Raw genomic sequence first — 18,025 nt, 5'->3', positions numbered from 1 at the left:
CTCAGCCATAGATAACCGAGGAATCCTTGTTCACCCGATTTAACCCTGAATTCACAAAAAAGCCAATATCTAGAGGCGTTACTCTGGCTAGAAGCAGTAGGATTAATCCATCGATACACGATCGCGATAACAATATAGGTTTGAGCATTTTGGTGATCTGAGGCAAATCGACGAAGACAGCGCAACTACGAACACGAAGGATTAGGGACTTGCGGCTTAATAATATACCAATCAAGCTTAGCTGAGTTGATGAAGACAGCTTTCCTCACTGGTACTTTATTTTTACGCAGCTCCCTTACTGGATGGTAGCCTCCGGTTGCGTTACCCTAATTGAGAGTAATCATTTGACGATTAGTGACTCTACGTAACCTGATTTCATGGATTCATCCTTCGGCTAAGGACTGGGGAATCGATGCCCGTCTATTGCGCTGGTTAACCTTTCTGTGGCTATTGGTGGGTTTAGCGGTGCTGTTCTCGGCATCCTATCCCAGTGCCGATGCTGAGTTTGGTGACGGTTTATATTACTTTAAGCGACAGCTCATCTGGATTACCCTGGGCATGATCGCCTTTAACTTTTTTGTGCGATCGCCTTTACGGTATATCCTCAAAATTGCCCATTGGATAATGCTGGTGTTATTGGGGTTGATCTTGATCATCCTAATTCCCGGTGTGGGGACGACGGTGAATGGCGCAACCCGTTGGCTATCCCTGGGTCCTGTTCCCCTACAACCCTCGGAATTAATTAAACCGTTTCTGATCCTTCAGAGTGCTTGCATCTTTGGGCAATGGCAACAGATTTCCGTGCGAGTACGCCTGTTCTGGCTAGGGATGTTTGCCCTAGTGCTGTTGGGAATTTTGCTCCAACCCAATCTGAGTACAACGGCGCTATGTGGGATGACGCTGTGGCTCATTGCACTGGCGGCGGGGTTGCCCTTTTCCTACTTAGGAGGAACCGCCTTGGGAGGCGTGTTACTGGCAACGATTAGTATCAGCATCAAAGAGTATCAGCGGCGTCGGGTGATGTCATTTCTTAATCCCTGGGCTGATCCGATGAATGACGGCTATCAATTGATTCAAAGCCTGCTGGCGGTGGGTTCGGGAGGGACATGGGGTTCAGGGTTTGGTCTATCCCAACAAAAGTTGTTTTATTTACCGATTCAGTATACCGACTTTATTTTTGCCGTATTTGCTGAAGAATTTGGCTTTGTCGGCAGTACGTTGTTGCTGCTGCTGATCGTAGCTTATGCTACCTTGGCAACAATTGTGGCATTGAAAACCCGTCATCCTGTGCATCGGTTAGTCGCGATCGGAGCGATGATTGTAATTGTCGGTCAGTCGCTGTTGAATATTGGTGTCGCCACAGGGGTTCTCCCGACTACGGGTTTACCCTTCCCATTTTTTAGTTATGGGGGAAGTTCCATGATTGCCAATTTGTGTTCGGCTGGATTGTTGATTCGGGTAGCCAGAGAAAGTAGTGAGGCTCAAGTCGTTTCTTTACAAGCCCGTCGCCAATCACCACCTCAGCGGCGTAGGCGACAGAGAACGCAGTTACAGAGGATGAGAGATTAGCGGTTAGCAGGGGAAGCGGGGGAAGCGAGGGGAGCAGGGGAAGCGGGGGGAGCAGGGGAAGCGGGGGAAGCGGGGGAAGCAGGGGGAGCAGGGGAAGCGGGGGAAGCAGGGGAGAGTAAATGAAATTGGAGCTTATCCGAGCAGTCTTGGGGCGGGTTTAGTCACATCTATAGCAGTATCCTCTCGCGTAGTTACAGTACAAATGTTCTAAAGGACTCCTGATAAAGCCTCCATTTCTAATGTGTAAATACGCCAGCGCGTAGCGCTATAGGTGAGGCAAGAAATAATTAGTCGTGAAACCCGCCCCTACACAACACTTACCTTAACTCTTCCAAAATTGGCACAGTCTGATTGGAAGCAGGAGGGGGTAGGGTTTGAGGATTAGTGGCTGGATTGTCTAGGGTTGGTACAGTTACGGAGGGTGGAGTATTTTCCTCGCTTGGCTTTGTGAAAATAAACTCCCGCTCAGTTTCTGCGGGTGCAGGTTCTCGTACTGCTGGCGTTACCGGGTTTGGAGGACTCACGGCTGGTGTTGCTGGAACCGTTGTATCGCTTGTTAGATAGATATGACCTAATGCTCGACCTTGATAAGCACGTCGCGTGAACCGCCAACCGGGATCAAGTTCAATTTTGAGGAAATTGCCATTACTCAATCCTCGAGTTCTGCCAATTTCTACCTTGGGAGCTTGACGATTCATCCGATTTGTACCAATGAGAACTAACTCGCCGTCACGCTCGACAAGTCTGAGCAAATAGTCTAATCCTAAATCTTGACCCTCCATGCGAATCGAATAACCATTACTATCAGTGCTACGTCCGCAAATGCCTGTAAAGTCAAAATTGAGCAGTAACGGGTCAACGATCGCGGGATTACTTCCCACCTCCTGCCAGCAAGCGCGTTGGGTTGAGCGCTGTTCGATAATCAGTAATTGATACTTGTTATCCCCGAAAGGAGCAGCAACGGCAATAAAATTATCAGAATTGACTTCTTGACTATCAAATGTGCCTGCCTTTAGGGAACTTGAAGATCCGACGGTGAGTAGAAATGCCGTCGTTAGAACTCCAACGTTGAGCCATCGTAAACGTTTCATAATTAGTGTGGTTGTCGAAAATTTCTACATTCAAAAATAGACGTAGTGAGCGCTGCAAAGATTCCTAATCTAGTATTTGACATCCTCCCCCTGCTCCCCCTACTCTCCAACTTCCCCGGCTCTAACGACTCCCCTGATCGGGTGAATTGGCATTTACTGGCACAGGGTTAACGGCAAAGGTTAAGACTGTCTCATCTACCCCTTTAAGTTTAAGAGAACGATACTTAGCGATCGCGTCATCGTCTAACCAATCGGCAACTGACGCCGAAACCAGGATTGAATTCGGTTCAGCGGCTTCTTGCAGTCGGGCGGCGATATTCACCGAAGGACCGATCGCGGTATAGTCGGTTCGTTCATTTCCGCCAAACATGCCCACTACCGCCGTTCCTTGATGAATCCCACAGCGGAATCGTACAGGCGGGGGTCCTCCATTACCCACCAATCCCCTCGCTTGCCACTGTTGATTCAGCTCATCGAGCGATCGCAACATTTGTCGTGCCGAGGCAATTGCCCGTCGAGCTTGTTCGTGAGGACTTAATTCTTCAGGAGCGCCGAAAATCGCTAAAATACCATCCCCCATAAACTTATCCACTGTACCCCCATTATCAAACACCGCACGGGTCATGGCTGCCAGATACTCATTCAGCAACTCGGCAATTCGACGCGATCGCAAGGTATTCGACAACTCGGTAAATCCAACAATATCACTGAACAACGAGGTAACCAAGCGAGGTTCTGGATGTAAATCCAGTGCCAATTCTCCCCGTGCTGCTTTCTGAACCATAGCTGGGGGTAAAAAGCGCTTCAGTACCGACTCAGTTAGATATCGATTTAACTCAACCACGCGCTGCTCTTGTTCTTTAAGCGCTAACAAATTCCGGACTTCTGCCAACAATTCCCGGTCATTAAACGGTTTCGACAGATAGGCATCTGCCCCCTTTTCTGTTCCCTCAATCCGGCTGGCTTCATCCGCTTTTGCCGTGAGCAATATAATCGGTATTCCCTTAAAGTCCTGGGAACCCCGAATAGTATGAATCATATCCAGTCCTGACATCACAGGCATCATCAAATCAGTCACGATAAGCTGAGGATGGCACTTCTGCGTCATTTGCCATCCCTCTTCCCCATTCCGTGCTGTCCATACCTGATACCCCGATTGCTTTAAAATACTGCCCACATAAGCCCGTAAATCGGAATTATCATCAACGACCAAAATTCGCGCTACTTTCGCCGCCAAAGGTGTATGTGGATCAACAATCAAATAAGCATCTCCCGGCTCTTGAGGTTCGGCTTCGGGTTGCTCTTGGAGTTCCCCGACGGAATTCAACTCCAAGTCCGCCAGTTCCACCAATGCCCGACTGGACTGGATTTCTGTGGCAACATCTACAATCTGCTCGACGGGGAGGTGAGCTTTTCCTTGTTGTAAATGAATCGTGAATGTTGTTCCTTTTCCCTGTTCCGAGGATACGTCAATTTCTCCCCCATGGAGTTCTACTAATTCTTTCACCAACGCTAATCCTAAACCACTGCCTTCATAACTGCGGTTGACTGAGCCTTCTGCTTGTCGGAACCGTTCAAATAAATGAGGAAGTTGTTCTTTACTAATACCAATACCCGTATCGGAAATTTTTAGACAAACTTTATTGTCCGTCGATTTAACGGTAATGGTAATACTTCCCCCAGCATTGGTAAACTTCATCGCATTTGACAGGAGATTATATAATACCTTGTCAAATTTTTCTATATCTAAATAAATCTCAGGACAAGGGATGACCTGGCTCAAGAGATTAATATTTTTTTTCTCGCAGTAGGGTTTAAATGTTTCAACAATTTGATGAATAAATTCAATTAAATTACAGGGACGGAAACTCGGTTGCATCCGTCCTGCATCGAGTCGCTGTAAATCCAATAGCTGATTGACTAATCGCAACAAGCGGCGCGAATTCCGCAGTGCGATTGAACTTTGTTCATACGGTAATCCCTGATGTTGATTAATTGCCGATTCTAGTGGTCCAATCATCAGGGTTAGGGGCGTGCGGAATTCGTGGGAAACATTTTGGAAAAATTCCGTTTTCTGCCGATCTAATTCCATTAACCGCTCGGCTTGCTGTCGCGTTTTTTGATAAAGTCGCGATTGCTGAACCGCAATTGCCGCTTGGGATGCCACCGCTTGGGTAAGTTCAATTTCGGATTGCAACCAGTGGCGTGGGGTGTCGGTTTGTCGCAGGCTAATGCTACCAATAATTTTGCCATCAACTAATAAAGGCACCACCAAAAGGGCGCGGGCATTTTGGCGCAGGGGTAGGTCAGACCCATTCATTTGGGGATTGGCTGCCAAATCATCAAGCACCACTGGGGCTTGGGTATCAATAAGCTGCCGTAATACGGGATTGCCGACAATCGGAACAGCTGACAGAGGAAGTTGAGTGGAGGAAACAGATTCAATGGAGGAAGTAGGGGAATGAGTCAGAGTGACTTGATTATTCTCTGGAGATTGATCATGATGATTAACCGACGTTCCCACTACTTTTGTCGATTTCCCATCATACAAGCCCACACATTGAACAAACTCATCGTCTTCACTCCACAAAGACAGAACACAACCATCAACGTTGAGAGCAACGCCTAATTGTTGAGTAATCGCGGTAAAAATTTCTTGGGGATCAAGACTAGAACGAATAGCGCGAGTAATTGTGTTGATTAAAGTTTGCTGCGTCGCTAAGGCGTGTAGCTGTTCATACGCCCGTGCCTGGGAAATTGCCATGGCAGCTTGGTCTGCCACCATCACGACGAGTTGAATTTCGTCATCTTGCCAGCTATAGGGTTCTACACACTGGTGTAATGCCATGACAGCCACCAATTCCTGTTGACTAATCAGGGGGACGACTAAGCTAGAGCGAATATTCGCCTGTTGATACGCCTGTAGCCGAGCTTCGCCTTCAGGACTATCCTGATTAAATCGTTCATCTGTCAATACATCGTGAATAACGGTAACTTCATGGGTTTGCCAAACTGTCTGAGTTAAAAGCGGCGGTAGCGATGAGGTCGCGTTTGTATCTTCACCCGTGGTTTGTATGGTACAGGAGTTGGGTTGCGGCTGTGCTAAGTCGAATGGTGAATGGTTCGGTGATAAGGGTTGCCTACCATTGTCTCTAAACCTTGAAGTTTCGCCACCTGAGTCGCTCAGTTGCCGTTGATAGACAAACCATTCATCGACCAACTGCTCTTGCTGGAAGGGACGAAGAATGCATACATCGACTTCTAGCAAGTGACCCACCGTTTCAACAATCCGCTGGAGAACGTCTTTAAGCGGGGAACTACCACTTTTGTCATACTGAGCATTGCGAATGGTATTGGTTACGGTATTCAGCAGGGTTTCCCGACGCAACGCCCGACAGAGTTCACTGGTGCGGGACTTAAGGACATTATGAGTGTCCATGGCTTGCCGCACGACTGACTTGAGTTCCTCGGCATTCCAGGGCTTGGTGACGTATTTAAATACTTTACCCGCATTGATGGCTTCAACCAGGTCTTCAACATCGGTGTACCCTGTCAAGATAATCCGGATAATATCAGGGTATTGAGCAGCGGTGATACTGAGAAACTCCGTACCACTCATTAGTGGCATACGCTGGTCGGAGATAATGACAGCCACATCTCCTTCAGCTTCCAAAATTTCTAGGGCGGCAGGACCATTGTCCGCCCGCAAGACTTTATAGTCGCGATGGAATGTTCGATATAGCAAGTCCAGGTTGTCGGGTTCGTCATCAACAACCAGAAGTTTAGGCTTTCGTGTGGATTGAGATCTCATGCACCGCTCTCCTGCTGCCAGAGCTTTTGCGAATAAAAACAGTTTGCACGCACGTTAGAGATTTTTACGGCTGGCAATGACTGGCTCGATGAGAACTCTCTGACTCCAGGGATGTGTAGTTCGATTATCACGACGGGCTAAAGGAAGCATATTACTTGTCCTACGGCAATTTGGCTATTGTGACGGTAGTTAGTGGTACACCCCAATTGATTTTAATTTTTGTTTTCCAGTATGGTTGTATTCTGCCTCAAGTTGCCGAATAGTCATGTTTGGTCTGAGCGTCTTGGTTTTTGGTTTACCATAAGAGTCATGCGATCGCGCCTAACTCCTCTATTTTGGGCGAATCATGAAAATTTAGGGGGTCGAGCATACCTTGAGGACGCAAAGCGCTGCGCCTTGATCGGCTTTATGATGGTGTCATGCCCCTGGGAAAGCGCTGTGGGAAGAAGTGATTCGTCAATGCTCTACTTGTACAATACTATCGTTCTAGAAACGAAAGACGATGATTTCTGGTTAAGTGTTAATCCCAAGGGAGTGGTGATGGCGCTCTTTATATTTTTGCGATGGTGAACCCCTGCTTTTCTTTTGTGACGTCCCACAAAGTTGCTTCTGAAGCTCAGCAAACGCTGGCTGTGGATGCTTCCCGCTTAATGATCCGGAGAGCAAAAGACCCAGATCTAATGGCGCTCTCGGAAATTCTAGCGGATAGCTTTCACTCGCAACGGGGACTCTGGCGTTTGGTTTATCCAATTTGGCGATTAGGAATTTATGAAGATCTGCGGAATCGACTGCGTGCCAATTCTCCCCATTATGCCTGTTTTGTTGCTCTCAACCCTGATGTTTCTGGCGATAGTACTGACGGGCTACTCGTCGGCACTGTCGAAATTGCCCTCCGTTCTCCCCCATCCTGGCAACCTCAAGGTCACCACTACCCTTACATTTCTAATTTAGCGGTCAGAAGGTGTTGTCGGCGACGGGGTGTGGCTGGACAATTACTGCTAGCTTGCGAGCGTCAATCCTTAGCATGGGGCTTTCCCAATCTTTACCTTCATGTCCTAGATAGTAACGATCAAGCGCGGCAACTTTACCTGAAAATGGGCTATCAACTGCATCATCTAGAGCCGAGTTACAGTCTCTGGCGACGCCATCCTCAACGTTTGTTATTACGCAAGCGTTTAAATACGGGAACACCTGGATAACCACCCTAAGACGATTTTTTTCCTCACGACGGTAAGTGACACAGTTGGGGAAATAATCTCCACTTTGCCGCCTTTGGGAATCGAGTGTCTCGATCCAGCTTTACCATTTCTTTAAAAAACGTTCCCGCTTCTTCACAGAATCTTCATAAAATTTCTTAACAAAGAGGCGTATGTTGTCCCAATTCAGGCATCTGTAGGGAATTGACCTAACCTATACCTGTAACCGTATGCCATAAAATAGAGTTATAAATTTGTCGAGAAGCAACAAATGACGCCGATCTGAGTTTGTTTGATAGGGTAATTCAACATAGATGATCACCAAAACTTCTCTTCTTGGTTATTATCAAAGACTGATAACCAAATAAATTGATTAGTTGTGCGTTCAACCTGGGTGCATCCCTGCTCCCTTGAAATTAAGCGATACGAGTTGAAATGGAGAGCGAAAATAACCAGCGTTGCCAAACAGCTCTTTACGAAGAAGAGGAGGTGCTGGCCCCCCCAATAGTTTCGCCAACGCTCAAGGCTCTAGTGGCATGAATAAACAAAGCCCAAATTCCCACGACTCACCGGAAGGAAAAATTCTTCAGCAGCTTCACGATCCACAGTTGCTGATCGTTAATCCTCGGCGTCGGAATGGCTTAATTCTCTTCAAGCGCTATCATGCTGAATTTGCCGGACCCGGTTCTGCGGTAGGCGGAGTATTCGATTTGGACTGTCAAAGGGTACTACCTGTGGGGAATATTTCTTTACTCTCTCCAGAATCGTCAGACGAACGAAAGCGGGCATATCTGATTCGACGACAGTGGGTGAGATTAACGATGCAAATTACTGATAACCCAGTTCCCGTGCAACGCGCCCAAAAGATGCTAGAGCAGTTTGAGGGCTTCTTTGACGGGGAAACAATTGCTAAATTACCGAATGAGGCTTTTTCTCTGTTGGTGGGAGTCTTGCCTCAAACGGTTATCAAAGTGCGTCGCACAGCCTAGAGTAGTGCTGCGGAAATACTTGAGCAGCTTCGTAGATACGATGAAGCAGGGGGAGCAGGGGAAGCAGGGGAAGCAGGGGGAGATATTAGCTGTTCAGTTATTTCTGCCGTCTTGCACTAGAGTAGTGTGGCAGAGGAGGGGAGATGAGGGAGATGAGGGAGATGAGGGAGATGGGGGAGATGAGGGAGAATTTCCACAGACGGGTTAGGATCAAGAAAAAATTGGAGCTTTAGCGGATTAAGCTGGATGTCTGAACCTTTGATTTGTGTCACCATCAAACTATTCGCTGCTTATCAAGACGCTTACGGCGTCCCTGAACTTCAACGGGAGTTCCCCGCCCAAACCCCTGTATCTGTCCTTCTGGATAGCTTAATTGCCGAACATCCTCAACTGAAACCCTGGCGGGATTTGACTCGTTTTGGTATCAACCTCCAGTTTGTTGAACCGGATACGATTTTGCAAGCAGGAGATGAGGTTGTCCTAATCCCCCCTGTCAGTGGCGGTTAATCCCTAGGAATTTCGGCGAAGAGATGGGCAACAGGTTAATTGATGGCTCCTTTTTCTGTAAAAATATAAAGAGAAATTATCAGAAAAACCTGCAAGTGAGTCGTTATGCCAGAAAAAAACCAATCTAATCCGGACGCTCAAGGGGCTAAATCTAAATCCTCTAAAGCCAAAAAAGAGAAACCGCCAGCACCTGAGGACAAACCGTTCCCGGAATTTATCGAACAAGAGTACCTACCCGCGTTAAAGACTGCCTTTAGCGAACAAGGTGTCGATGATGTAGAGGTGAATTTTGTCAAGGAAAAATATCCGATTCCCGGTTTAAGTACCCAGCCAGACTGCTGGCAAGTCATTGGTCGCTTCGCTAATGGTCAGCGTCAATTTAACGTATATTTCCCCGATGAGGATATAAAGGAGCAAAAAGCCTTCTCCTGTGCGCCCAAGGGAGCCAAACCCAGTACCCTTGAGTCATTCATGATTGACGAACGCAAGGTGTCTCTCGATCTGCTGGTGTTTTATACCATACAGCGATTGAACGCCCAGAAATGGTTGGCAAGAAATTAGTTAGGGGGAGCTGGGGGAGCTGGGGAAGCTGGGGAAGCTGGGGAAGCTGGGGGAGCTGGGGGAGCTGGGGGAGCTGTTCAGTTATTTACCTGCTCACTGCACTAGGCTTCTCTGGAGCGATCGCAAATATGAGTTATACTTAACTGAATGGGGTATGCTTTCGACAAACTACTATACAAGCTCAGAACTTTCAGCTACATTTTGTTCCAAAAACTGGAGTCCTGCTGTAACATAGTGCGATACTAGGGTGTACTGACTGCTTTCCTTGGAGATTAGCCAAAACGTTAGCTCATGGGTTTACCCTACTCCTGCTTCCTGGCGTTGTGGTAGCCGTACTTGCGAAAAACGGCTGTAGCTGGCTAATCTATTAGTGATCCTGACCTGTAGTGATCCGAACCTCTAGATTCCAGCAGCAAATTTCCCACCGAACCGCTGGCTTGAGTTAAGGGTTCTCACTCAAAGTACGCTTCTACCCCCTTACTTTTGCTATGCTGACTTCCATTACCCACGAACAAGAACTAAAACACGAAAGCCTGCGATTGCTGCGAGACTATCAGCAATCCAAATCCGCAGAGACTCGCAACCAGCTAGTGTATCTCAATATTGGGCTAGTTAGACGAGAAGCTCATTATTGGGTCAATCAATGCACCGAAAGCTATGAAGACTTGCTACAGGTTGGCTGTCTAGGTCTAATTCGAGCGATTGAGCGATTTGCTCCCAGCAAGGGTAATGCCTTTAGTTCCTTTGCTATTCCCTACATTCGTGGTGAAATTCAACACTATTTGCGCGATCGCGGCGGTTGTATTCGTATCCCCCGGCGCTGGTTAGCCCTACAACAGCAGTCTATCGCTATTATTCGCCAGTTACGAGAGGAACTCAATCGCCAACCCACCGATGCAGAAGTAGCGGAAGCTCTGGACATTCCTCTAGCTGAATGGCAAGAAATTAAGCTAGCGCATCAGAATCGAGAACCTCTGAGCCTAGATACGCCTGTTGGTGACGAAGAAGACGGCACAACCAGTTTGGGTGATATTGTCCCTGATCCGCAATATCGCAGTTTTCAACTGGCACAAGAAGACCAAATTCGCCTGCAACAAGCGCTGGTTCACTTAGAACAACGGACTCGCGAGGTTTTGGAATTTGTCTTTTTACATGACTTAACTCAGAAAGAAGTGGCAGAAGTGTTGAATATTAGTGTGGTAACCGTGTCTCGCCGCCTGAAAAAAGGACTCAACGCCATGAAAAATATTATGAATGGTGGGGAATAGTAAGGATCAAAGATGATGGCGCGATCGCTACTAACAGTTGTAGTCAAAGCCTCCCCAACCCTTTCACTATAATAGTAAGTAGAGAAAATAATTGAAATTTATTTCTAATTGGGGTGTTCTGTCTGGTGTCTTCTGTAAAACTATGGGGGGACTCGATCATGCATAAAAAATTATTAGTTGGGTTGATCACAGTATTAGCATTGTACATAGGAGGTTGTCAGGGGGACGATACTGAACAAATTGGCGAAGTGCCAGAGCCGACGACAGAGGAATCGCCAAGCGAGTCACCCGCTGCACCAGAGGTAGCGCCCTTTGCCAATCCTGATGTAGGCGCACAGCCAAGATTGCCAGCAGCAGCCGGGTTGATTGGAAGTCGGTCACCCCAGGAGCAAGTGAGAAAAGTAGAAAAAGGACGCAGCGATCCCTTTGCTACCCTGACCCTAAAACCGGAAGTAACCGTATCGCCTAATCCTCAAGCACAAGGAGGATCTAGACCTGTACCTGTTGTTCCGCGAGTCCCCTCGCCTCCAGTTCAGAGGGGGACGGGTAATGGTAGTCCAGGTAGTCCAGGCGGTGGCAATCAAAGCAGAGAAGCAGGTGGCACAGGTGGCACAGGAAGAACAGGTGGCAACGGTTCCAATGTAGTACCAGGAGCCGCAACCTCACCAGGGGGAACGAGTGCCAACGGTGGTAATGGTGGTAATGGTGGTAATGGTGGGCAACCAGGTAGTGCGACAGCCAGTGGCAGTCCGGTTCCGCAACCTCCTCCCTTGGTTCCCGAACTGCCAAAATTACCAGATCCTACACTAGCTAGGCAAGTGGAAGTTGAGGGCGTAGTCCAAGTTGGCAATGTGCCTCGAGCTATTGTCAAAGTTCCCAATGAACCAAGCCGCTACGTCCAAGAAGGACAAAGGATTTCCAACGGACAAGTTCTGGTTAAACGGATTGAAGTGAATCGCGGTCCGACACCAGTGGTTGTTCTGGAGCAATATGGTCAAGAAGTGGCTAGACAGGTTGGTGAAGGACCTGCGGGAACTCCAGCACAAGCCGAATCCTCTACCGCTTTGCCACCACCACCCGCGTGATCGTTGGTTAGGCTTACCTGCTAATGAGTGTATTTTGGGAGACGTGCCATGGCGCGTCTCTTTGTGATCTCACTGGGAGTAGTATTGGGTAAGAGAAAGTCAACGATTGAATTGAAACGTATAGCCTGTGACCAGCCAATCACTACGATACTATGTATCTGGTTCGAGATTACCTTTAGCCGTTTATCGAGAGGTGGCGGCTCATTTACGGCAAGTAGAAGGAGTAGACGTTGAGCTAATCCCCCAAATGTCCCAGACGTTTGATTACAATCAAAGTCAAGTAGAGGGGTTATGGATTCAACATGCTGATGATTCGGATGTGGTGAGTCAAGAACGAGTTAACCAAATTTTGACCCACTATAACCTACTCAAAACTTAATGAAGAATCGTTAACGATTATGGACTATTGGGAATTTCTACTCCAAAAAGAGGGCGATCGCACTTGGTTACCGATCAAATCCCCTAAGCTTGACTTGGATGTGGGTCGATACCGGGTAGTGGCTCATTCGAGTCGCGCCAATACCGATGTGGAAATTTGCGTGACGCATACCGATACGAATGAAACACCACCCAAGCGACGGTATCAAAAGCGATCGCGCCGTACTAACCCTGATGGGTTAATGGTGATTATTCCCTTTACCTATCTTAAGCCCGGTCTATGGGAGTTGCGCTGCTGTGGCGATATTATGTCCGATTTTCTGGGCAATTCCTGGCAGGAAACGGTACAGTTATCGGTTGTACCTAAGGTGAGTGAGGTTTTCAATAAGGTAGAAGGCTTCAGCGCGAAGGTAGAAGACTCTTTAGAGGCAGACTATAGAGGACATAAGGCAGAAAGCGCAGAGAAGGCACAAGGACATCAGATCACTCCGGAAACGGTCAATAATGACTCCGCGCATCCTGAGGAACGTCACTCCCCATTGATCACGTCCCTCCATAGCCCAGAGACAGAAGAGGTTCTTCCCACACAAGAGCAACCTGCGATCGCGGATGTGGATAATGATTCACTCGACTTATCTCACCCTGTCGCCCAATCCACCCCATCCCCCTCTCCATCTGAGTTACCTACTCTAACTGAGACAATCACATTACCCCAAACCCATACCCCTATAGCGGCGACAGACACCTCTCAAACGGATACAGAACACGCCGTTTCCCAGCCAACAAATGGCAAAATCGGCGATAGAGAGGAAACGACACCCTCAGAAACAAAAGCCACCTCTCCCTCACCGGAAGCATTACCTGAGTTGGAGAATCCTGAACCCGATATCCCGATTCCAACCTCTACCTCTTCCCAATCTCCTATCTCCAATCCCATCTTGGATCAATCCCTGCAAGTGCTAGAGCAAGTGTTGCAACAGGTACTCGATCCTGTAATCAAAGAATTTGAAGCGTCTGAGTCCTCAGAATTGCCTATTCCCATCTCCCCAGAATCCGAATTTTCCCCAGAGGAAGATACGTCATGGCAAGGATTAATCGTAACCCTAGAGGAGGAAGCTTTAGTCACGCAACGGGGAGAATCTCTGACTGTAGCCGGACAGGTGGATCAGTTAAAGGTGCATCCGCTAGACCCTAGGGAAACTGTCCTAAGTGAGACAAATCAGTTTCAGGGCATCCTACACTACGAATTACGTCATCCGCAAACCGGAGAGGTTGTCGTGGATGTCCGAACCCCCATAGCTGCACCCGCATTTCCTGTCACGTTTAGCCAGACTCTAGAGATTCCCTCAGACAGCAAAACCTGTTTATTACTAGGAAAACTTAACCTGTACGAATCAACGGGGACAGCATTAGCCAGTCAACCGTTTACAGTCACGGTAGATTTAGATGAATTGTTAGTTGCGGTTCAATCAGGAAATTGGACAAAATCGGAAGACACAACTCCTGGGGTTTCTACCCCACAACCCAAGTCACAGTCAATTTCTCTGAATCAGATATTTCTTGATTTGGTTGATAATCCGAACAGCCGTAAGCCTTTAATCTACCAACCCTCATCCCATCAACCGTTACCCCCACAGCTTTATCACCCCCAATCCCAGCCCGGATTAACCAAATCGCTGGATTTGCCTACCTTTTCTCAGCCCAAACCAACCCCAGGGAAAGCATCAGAATCCCTTGAGGAAATCCAGCCAGAAACAGAAACGCGATCGCAAGCTGTTGAACCCACCGATAAACCGACAACTGAAACAACACCTTCAGCACCCGACGCTACAACAGAAGACTTCGTAATAGACTCATCAGTCACCGAATCTCTGGTACAGGAAACAGGCGAGGGGGAAACCAACGAGACTATCTCTGTTCCTAATACGGCTGTCACTGAAGCCTCTGTGCAGGCGGAAAGCAGAACTGAGTCTACTGAACCCTCAAATGAAACGCCCCTCCTAGAGGACAATCTCGCCGCCTTAGCAGAAACATCTGAACAGGTTTCTACAGAGTCCACCGAGATATCCGATGTCTGGATCTCAACACCAGAGGCGGAACCCGAATCCTCCCAGGGAGAGGAGATAGCGAATCCAGACTTATCCGAGTGGAAAACAGCCGCCATGTCCAATGCTGCACCCCCGGAGCAAGATCCGATCGCGGTTGATCGCGCTTTCACTGAACTCAACCTGAATGAGCGATTCTGGGGGCGTTTAAATGCGTTAATGACGGATACGGATTTAGCCGAATGGCTGAAAGTGGAGTTACCCCCTAGGGAGGACTTGGTTGAGTTGGAAGGGGAACTATCCGAGCCAGAGGTTGATCCATTATTTGCTCAACCTGAAGAAATTCCACCATCCTCTGATGATGACGATCAAGAATTAAATGGCTTTGATGAATCGATGTGGGATGAAGACACCGAGGAGGTGGGGAGTCTAAATCATGAGGAGATCCCGAAACTTGAACCCCCTGTCCAACCCGATCATCCTCCCTTGAATCGTGAGGAATTGTTGGAGCGAGAAATTGTGGTTGAGGATGAACCCTCGATTACCGAATCTTCAGCGTCTCAGCCAGTTGGTTCAAGAACCGTTGAGACAGAAACAGGAGCGCGATCGCACCTGAGAACGTCTGACATGGCTCAACTCGACTTAGGGACGCCCTTACCCACACCACAACTATTCATCCCGACTCAGGAACTAGCGGCTGGGGAACCTGTGCTAGTAAAGATTAAATTGAATCCTCATTCGGCTCGCTTAGGCGTTAAATTATGGGTTCAAGATCGTCAAAGTCGCTCCCTACTTGATGGACCCCGTTGGTTAATGGATTTAAGCCCAAATAAATCGGGGGAATTAGAAGCATTAACCCAGTTAGTTGTACCTTTTGGTACAGTGGAAATTCGGTTTGAAGCCATTACTGTCGATTTAAACAGTGAACGGGAAAGTCATAAAGTTTCGGTTGATCGGGTTGTGATTCCACCGGATTTGTCAGATTTCTCTGAGGATGAGTTATGAATTTACCCATACAATCATCAGTTACTTGTAGGGGCGGGTTTAGGGATAAAATGAGGAAACCCACCTCAAACTAAACAACGCAACCCGCCCTAATCCTAACCGCGATCGCATCCTAAAGATATCCGCTTGACCTCACTCTGAATCGAGCGTGGGGGCTTTCATCCTTAAATCACTAATTAATCCATCGGTTGTTTTTCTGGCTGCTTATTCAGCAAGCCCTAGATACCCAATGAATACTAAAATATCGTTTTGGCTGATCCCGTCAGTCGCTTATCGACCCTTTTTTCAAGAGATGATAAATTCTCTATCTCAAGCCCATAATGCGCCCAGGTTTGAGCCTCACGTCACCATCTATTCTGGTAACTATACGGCTGATGAATCAATTGATGAATTAATCGAAACGGCTGTAAAAAATGTGACTGGATTTATGCTAGATATTGGTCAGGTTGGCTATAGCGATTTATATACCAAGACATTATTTGTGCAATTTTCCTCCTCGGCAATTCTGACGCAGATATCAGAAACATTGCGTCGTAACTCGGCTCACCCCTCGGCTTATGTTCTCAATCCCCATTTAAGTTTGCTTTACCAGCATCTTGATCAAGCCGTTCAAAAAAAATTAGCCACAGAGGTGGTTATTCCCTACAGTCAGGTTTTCTTTGATGAAGTCAGAGCCATTTCCACACCAGAACCGGTTCGGAGTCGGGACGATGTGGACAAATGGCAAACCCTTAGTGTCAGGAAATTAGCACCGTGAAGTTATCAGTGAGCAGTTATCAGTGAGCAGTTGGGCGTTTCGACAAATGACGAATGACCTAGCTTGCTTCTCGCGATAGCGAGTATGACGAATGACGAATGACATAAGACAAATGACGAATCCGGATGAAGCGATCGCACCTGCGAAACAAGAAGAGGAGAACTTGTTCGGTTAACGGACATGACTAGCGACAAGCATCAGCAGGACGAGACTATGGTTGTATCAGGGAATTCTAAACTATCCGAGAATCCCTCAGCAGGGATGGAGGATGTGCAATCTGACGCCGATACCTTTTTGAGTCAGGGAATCGCGTCGTTTCAGCAAGGGGACTATCGCCGTGCGATCGCGGCGTTGAATCAAGCCTTGCAGATTAATCCCGATTTGGCGCAGGCTTACCATTATCGGGGAATGAGTCACTATTGTCAGGGAGATGCTTTGGGGGCGATCAAGGATTTTGACGAAGTGCTGCGGATTAATCCCCAAAATGCCCAAGCTTATAGCGATCGCGGTTTGATTCTAGCTCAGCTTAATGATCGTTGGGGCGCGATGCAAGATTATAATCAAGCCTTGCAGATTGATCCCAATTATGCTAAAGGGTATCTGAATCGCAGTATGCTGCGGTTGGCATTAGAAGACTATGAGGGTGCGATCGCGGATTGTGATCAAGTGATTCGGATTAATCCGAACTTAGCGGAAGGGTATCTAAATCGAGGGATTGCTCGGTTTGAAGTAGAAGCTTATCAAGAGGCGATTGGAGATTGCGATCGCGCTTTAGCGATTAACCCGAATCTGGCGGCGGCTTATTTTAACCGGGGGATGAATCACATCGCCTTGGGAACGTATCAGGAAGCGATCGCGGATTTTGATCATGTCTTAGAATTGAATCCCAATGATGCTCAAGCGTATTTGAATCGCGGTTATGTGCGGTTGCAGTTAGGGGAAAATTGGGGAAGTATTGAAGATTTTGACCAAGCGATGCGCCTAGAACCCGTGGCGGCGAAGGCATTTTTTCAACAGATTGCTGATACATTGAATCAAGAACCCGACGCCGTTGAGGATGATGAATCGAAACTGATTCAAGGGTTAATGGTTCAAGGCAATTTACGCTATCAATTAGGCGATTATCAAGCAGCGCTGAATGCCTATAATCAGGTTTTGAATCTTGATCCGAATTATACAGACGCCTATAACCAACGCAGTACCGTGCGTTCAGCGATGGGGGATTACCAAGGCGCGATGGCGGATTTAGAAACGGTGAAAACCCTCTCTCTGGCGACTCCGTTTTCTCCAGAACCTGTATCGGTGGCAATGGATGAACCCACGCCTCAAGAGTACCATAAGATCGGCGTACACAAGTTAAATCAGGGAGATTTCCACGGCGCCATTGAAGCGTTTAATTATACATTGCAGCATAATCCAAATAATGCCACGGCGTTAACCTGTCGGGGATTTGCTTATCGTCGTTTGGGGGATAAGCCACGGGCAATTGCCGATTTTCAGACAGCCGCGAAGGTGTTTTATGAGCAAGGGGATATGAAGTCATCCCAGGAAGTGATCAAAACACTGAAAAAATTGCGGCAATAGTTTATTAAGACAATCCCCTGTAGGGGCGACCCGCTTGCATCAATGAACAACACTATTCCACTCAATTGGATCGGGTCGCCCTCAGCTTAATAGCGTAGCGTTAAACAATTCTGGGCGCACGTCAGTGCGCCCCTACATTATTACGCCTGCGGATTTAAACGCTGGAGAAATGCCTGATG

The 18,025-nt window shown here is 47.6% G+C and carries 15 protein-coding genes; 12 read left to right on the top strand and 3 right to left on the bottom strand.

The annotated features are described in order from the left end of the window. Position 1: 1 nt before the first annotated feature. Positions 2–148, bottom strand: coding sequence for a hypothetical protein (locus RID53_RS02895; protein ID WP_446386689.1), 147 nt, complete (start codon positions 146–148; stop codon positions 2–4). Between the two features lie 206 nt (positions 149–354). Here RID53_RS02895 and RID53_RS02890 point away from each other — a divergent pair, with 206 nt between their 5' ends. Then, positions 355–1,569: an FtsW/RodA/SpoVE family cell cycle protein gene (locus RID53_RS02890; RefSeq protein WP_446386688.1), complete on the top strand. Its 1,215-nt coding sequence runs from the start codon at positions 355–357 to the stop codon at positions 1,567–1,569. Between the two features lie 317 nt (positions 1,570–1,886). On the opposite strand, the gene RID53_RS02885 is transcribed toward RID53_RS02890, so the two are convergent. Then, positions 1,887–2,660, bottom strand: coding sequence for a DUF3747 domain-containing protein (locus RID53_RS02885; protein WP_446386687.1), 774 nt, complete (start codon positions 2,658–2,660; stop codon positions 1,887–1,889). A 121-nt stretch (positions 2,661–2,781) separates the two neighbouring features. Beyond that, entirely contained in the window at positions 2,782–6,471 is a 3,690-nt protein-coding gene (locus RID53_RS02880; protein WP_446386686.1) for a response regulator, read from the bottom strand. A 587-nt stretch (positions 6,472–7,058) separates the two neighbouring features. Here RID53_RS02880 and RID53_RS02875 point away from each other — a divergent pair. The 11 genes from RID53_RS02875 to RID53_RS02825 all read left to right on the top strand — a co-directional run bounded on the left by RID53_RS02875 (position 7,059) and on the right by RID53_RS02825 (position 17,846). Then, positions 7,059–7,670 carry an N-acetyltransferase family protein gene (locus tag RID53_RS02875; RefSeq protein ID WP_446386685.1) on the top strand — a complete coding sequence of 204 codons (612 nt, stop codon included), beginning with the start codon at positions 7,059–7,061 and terminating at the stop codon, positions 7,668–7,670. A 533-nt stretch (positions 7,671–8,203) separates the two neighbouring features. Further along, positions 8,204–8,656: a hypothetical protein gene (locus RID53_RS02870; protein ID WP_446386684.1), complete on the top strand. Its 453-nt coding sequence runs from the start codon at positions 8,204–8,206 to the stop codon at positions 8,654–8,656. A 19-nt stretch (positions 8,657–8,675) separates the two neighbouring features. Further along, the gene (locus RID53_RS02865; protein WP_446386683.1) at positions 8,676–8,864 is read left to right on the top strand and encodes a hypothetical protein; all 189 of its coding nucleotides are present in this window, start codon (positions 8,676–8,678) and stop codon (positions 8,862–8,864) included. Between the two features lie 38 nt (positions 8,865–8,902). After that, the gene (locus RID53_RS02860; RefSeq protein WP_446347326.1) at positions 8,903–9,163 is read left to right on the top strand and encodes a MoaD/ThiS family protein; all 261 of its coding nucleotides are present in this window, start codon (positions 8,903–8,905) and stop codon (positions 9,161–9,163) included. 105 nt (positions 9,164–9,268) lie between these two features. Further along, positions 9,269–9,724: a DUF2996 domain-containing protein gene (locus RID53_RS02855; RefSeq protein WP_446386682.1), complete on the top strand. Its 456-nt coding sequence runs from the start codon at positions 9,269–9,271 to the stop codon at positions 9,722–9,724. Positions 9,725–10,212: 488 nt separating this feature from the next. Further along, positions 10,213–10,992 (top strand): RNA polymerase sigma factor SigF, encoded by a 780-nt coding sequence (locus RID53_RS02850; RefSeq protein ID WP_446386681.1) that lies wholly within the window; start codon positions 10,213–10,215, stop codon positions 10,990–10,992. A 158-nt stretch (positions 10,993–11,150) separates the two neighbouring features. Then, positions 11,151–12,077 (top strand): hypothetical protein, encoded by a 927-nt coding sequence (locus tag RID53_RS02845; RefSeq protein ID WP_446386680.1) that lies wholly within the window; start codon positions 11,151–11,153, stop codon positions 12,075–12,077. 127 nt (positions 12,078–12,204) lie between these two features. Further along, a complete protein-coding gene (locus RID53_RS02840; RefSeq protein WP_446386679.1) occupies positions 12,205–12,456 on the top strand; it encodes a hypothetical protein in 252 nt (83 codons plus the stop codon). Positions 12,457–12,475: 19 nt separating this feature from the next. After that, entirely contained in the window at positions 12,476–15,505 is a 3,030-nt protein-coding gene (locus tag RID53_RS02835; RefSeq protein ID WP_446386678.1) for a hypothetical protein, read from the top strand. Positions 15,506–15,734: 229 nt separating this feature from the next. Next, positions 15,735–16,262, top strand: a complete 528-nt coding sequence (locus RID53_RS02830) for a 2'-5' RNA ligase family protein (protein ID WP_446386677.1) — start codon at positions 15,735–15,737, stop codon at positions 16,260–16,262. A gap of 213 nt (positions 16,263–16,475) precedes the next feature. Next, on the top strand, positions 16,476–17,846 hold the full coding sequence (locus RID53_RS02825; protein WP_446386676.1) for a tetratricopeptide repeat protein: 1,371 nt from the start codon (positions 16,476–16,478) through the stop codon (positions 17,844–17,846). The last annotated feature ends 179 nt before the right edge of the window (positions 17,847–18,025 follow it).

Origin of the sequence: Coleofasciculus sp. B1-GNL1-01 (assembly GCF_040220235.1) — a bacterium.
Taxonomy (GTDB): Bacteria; Cyanobacteriota; Cyanobacteriia; order Cyanobacteriales; family Coleofasciculaceae; genus Coleofasciculus.
This window is presented reverse-complemented; position numbering and strand designations above follow the sequence as displayed.

Bases quoted from the DNA above. Each gene is read 5' to 3' on its own strand.
- RID53_RS02895 (WP_446386689.1), bottom strand. From the start codon at position 148: ATGCTCAAACCTATATTGTTATCGCGATCGTGTATCGATGGATTAATC.
- RID53_RS02885 (WP_446386687.1), bottom strand. From the start codon at position 2,660: ATGAAACGTTTACGATGGCTCAACGTTGGAGTTCTAACGACGGCATTT.
- RID53_RS02880 (WP_446386686.1), bottom strand. From the start codon at position 6,471: ATGAGATCTCAATCCACACGAAAGCCTAAACTTCTGGTTGTTGATGAC.
- RID53_RS02870 (WP_446386684.1), top strand. From the start codon at position 8,204: ATGAATAAACAAAGCCCAAATTCCCACGACTCACCGGAAGGAAAAATT.
- RID53_RS02860 (WP_446347326.1), top strand. From the start codon at position 8,903: ATGTCTGAACCTTTGATTTGTGTCACCATCAAACTATTCGCTGCTTAT.
- RID53_RS02855 (WP_446386682.1), top strand. From the start codon at position 9,269: ATGCCAGAAAAAAACCAATCTAATCCGGACGCTCAAGGGGCTAAATCT.
- RID53_RS02850 (WP_446386681.1), top strand. From the start codon at position 10,213: ATGCTGACTTCCATTACCCACGAACAAGAACTAAAACACGAAAGCCTG.
- RID53_RS02845 (WP_446386680.1), top strand. From the start codon at position 11,151: ATGCATAAAAAATTATTAGTTGGGTTGATCACAGTATTAGCATTGTAC.
- RID53_RS02835 (WP_446386678.1), top strand. From the start codon at position 12,476: ATGGACTATTGGGAATTTCTACTCCAAAAAGAGGGCGATCGCACTTGG.
- RID53_RS02830 (WP_446386677.1), top strand. From the start codon at position 15,735: ATGAATACTAAAATATCGTTTTGGCTGATCCCGTCAGTCGCTTATCGA.
- RID53_RS02825 (WP_446386676.1), top strand. From the start codon at position 16,476: ATGGTTGTATCAGGGAATTCTAAACTATCCGAGAATCCCTCAGCAGGG.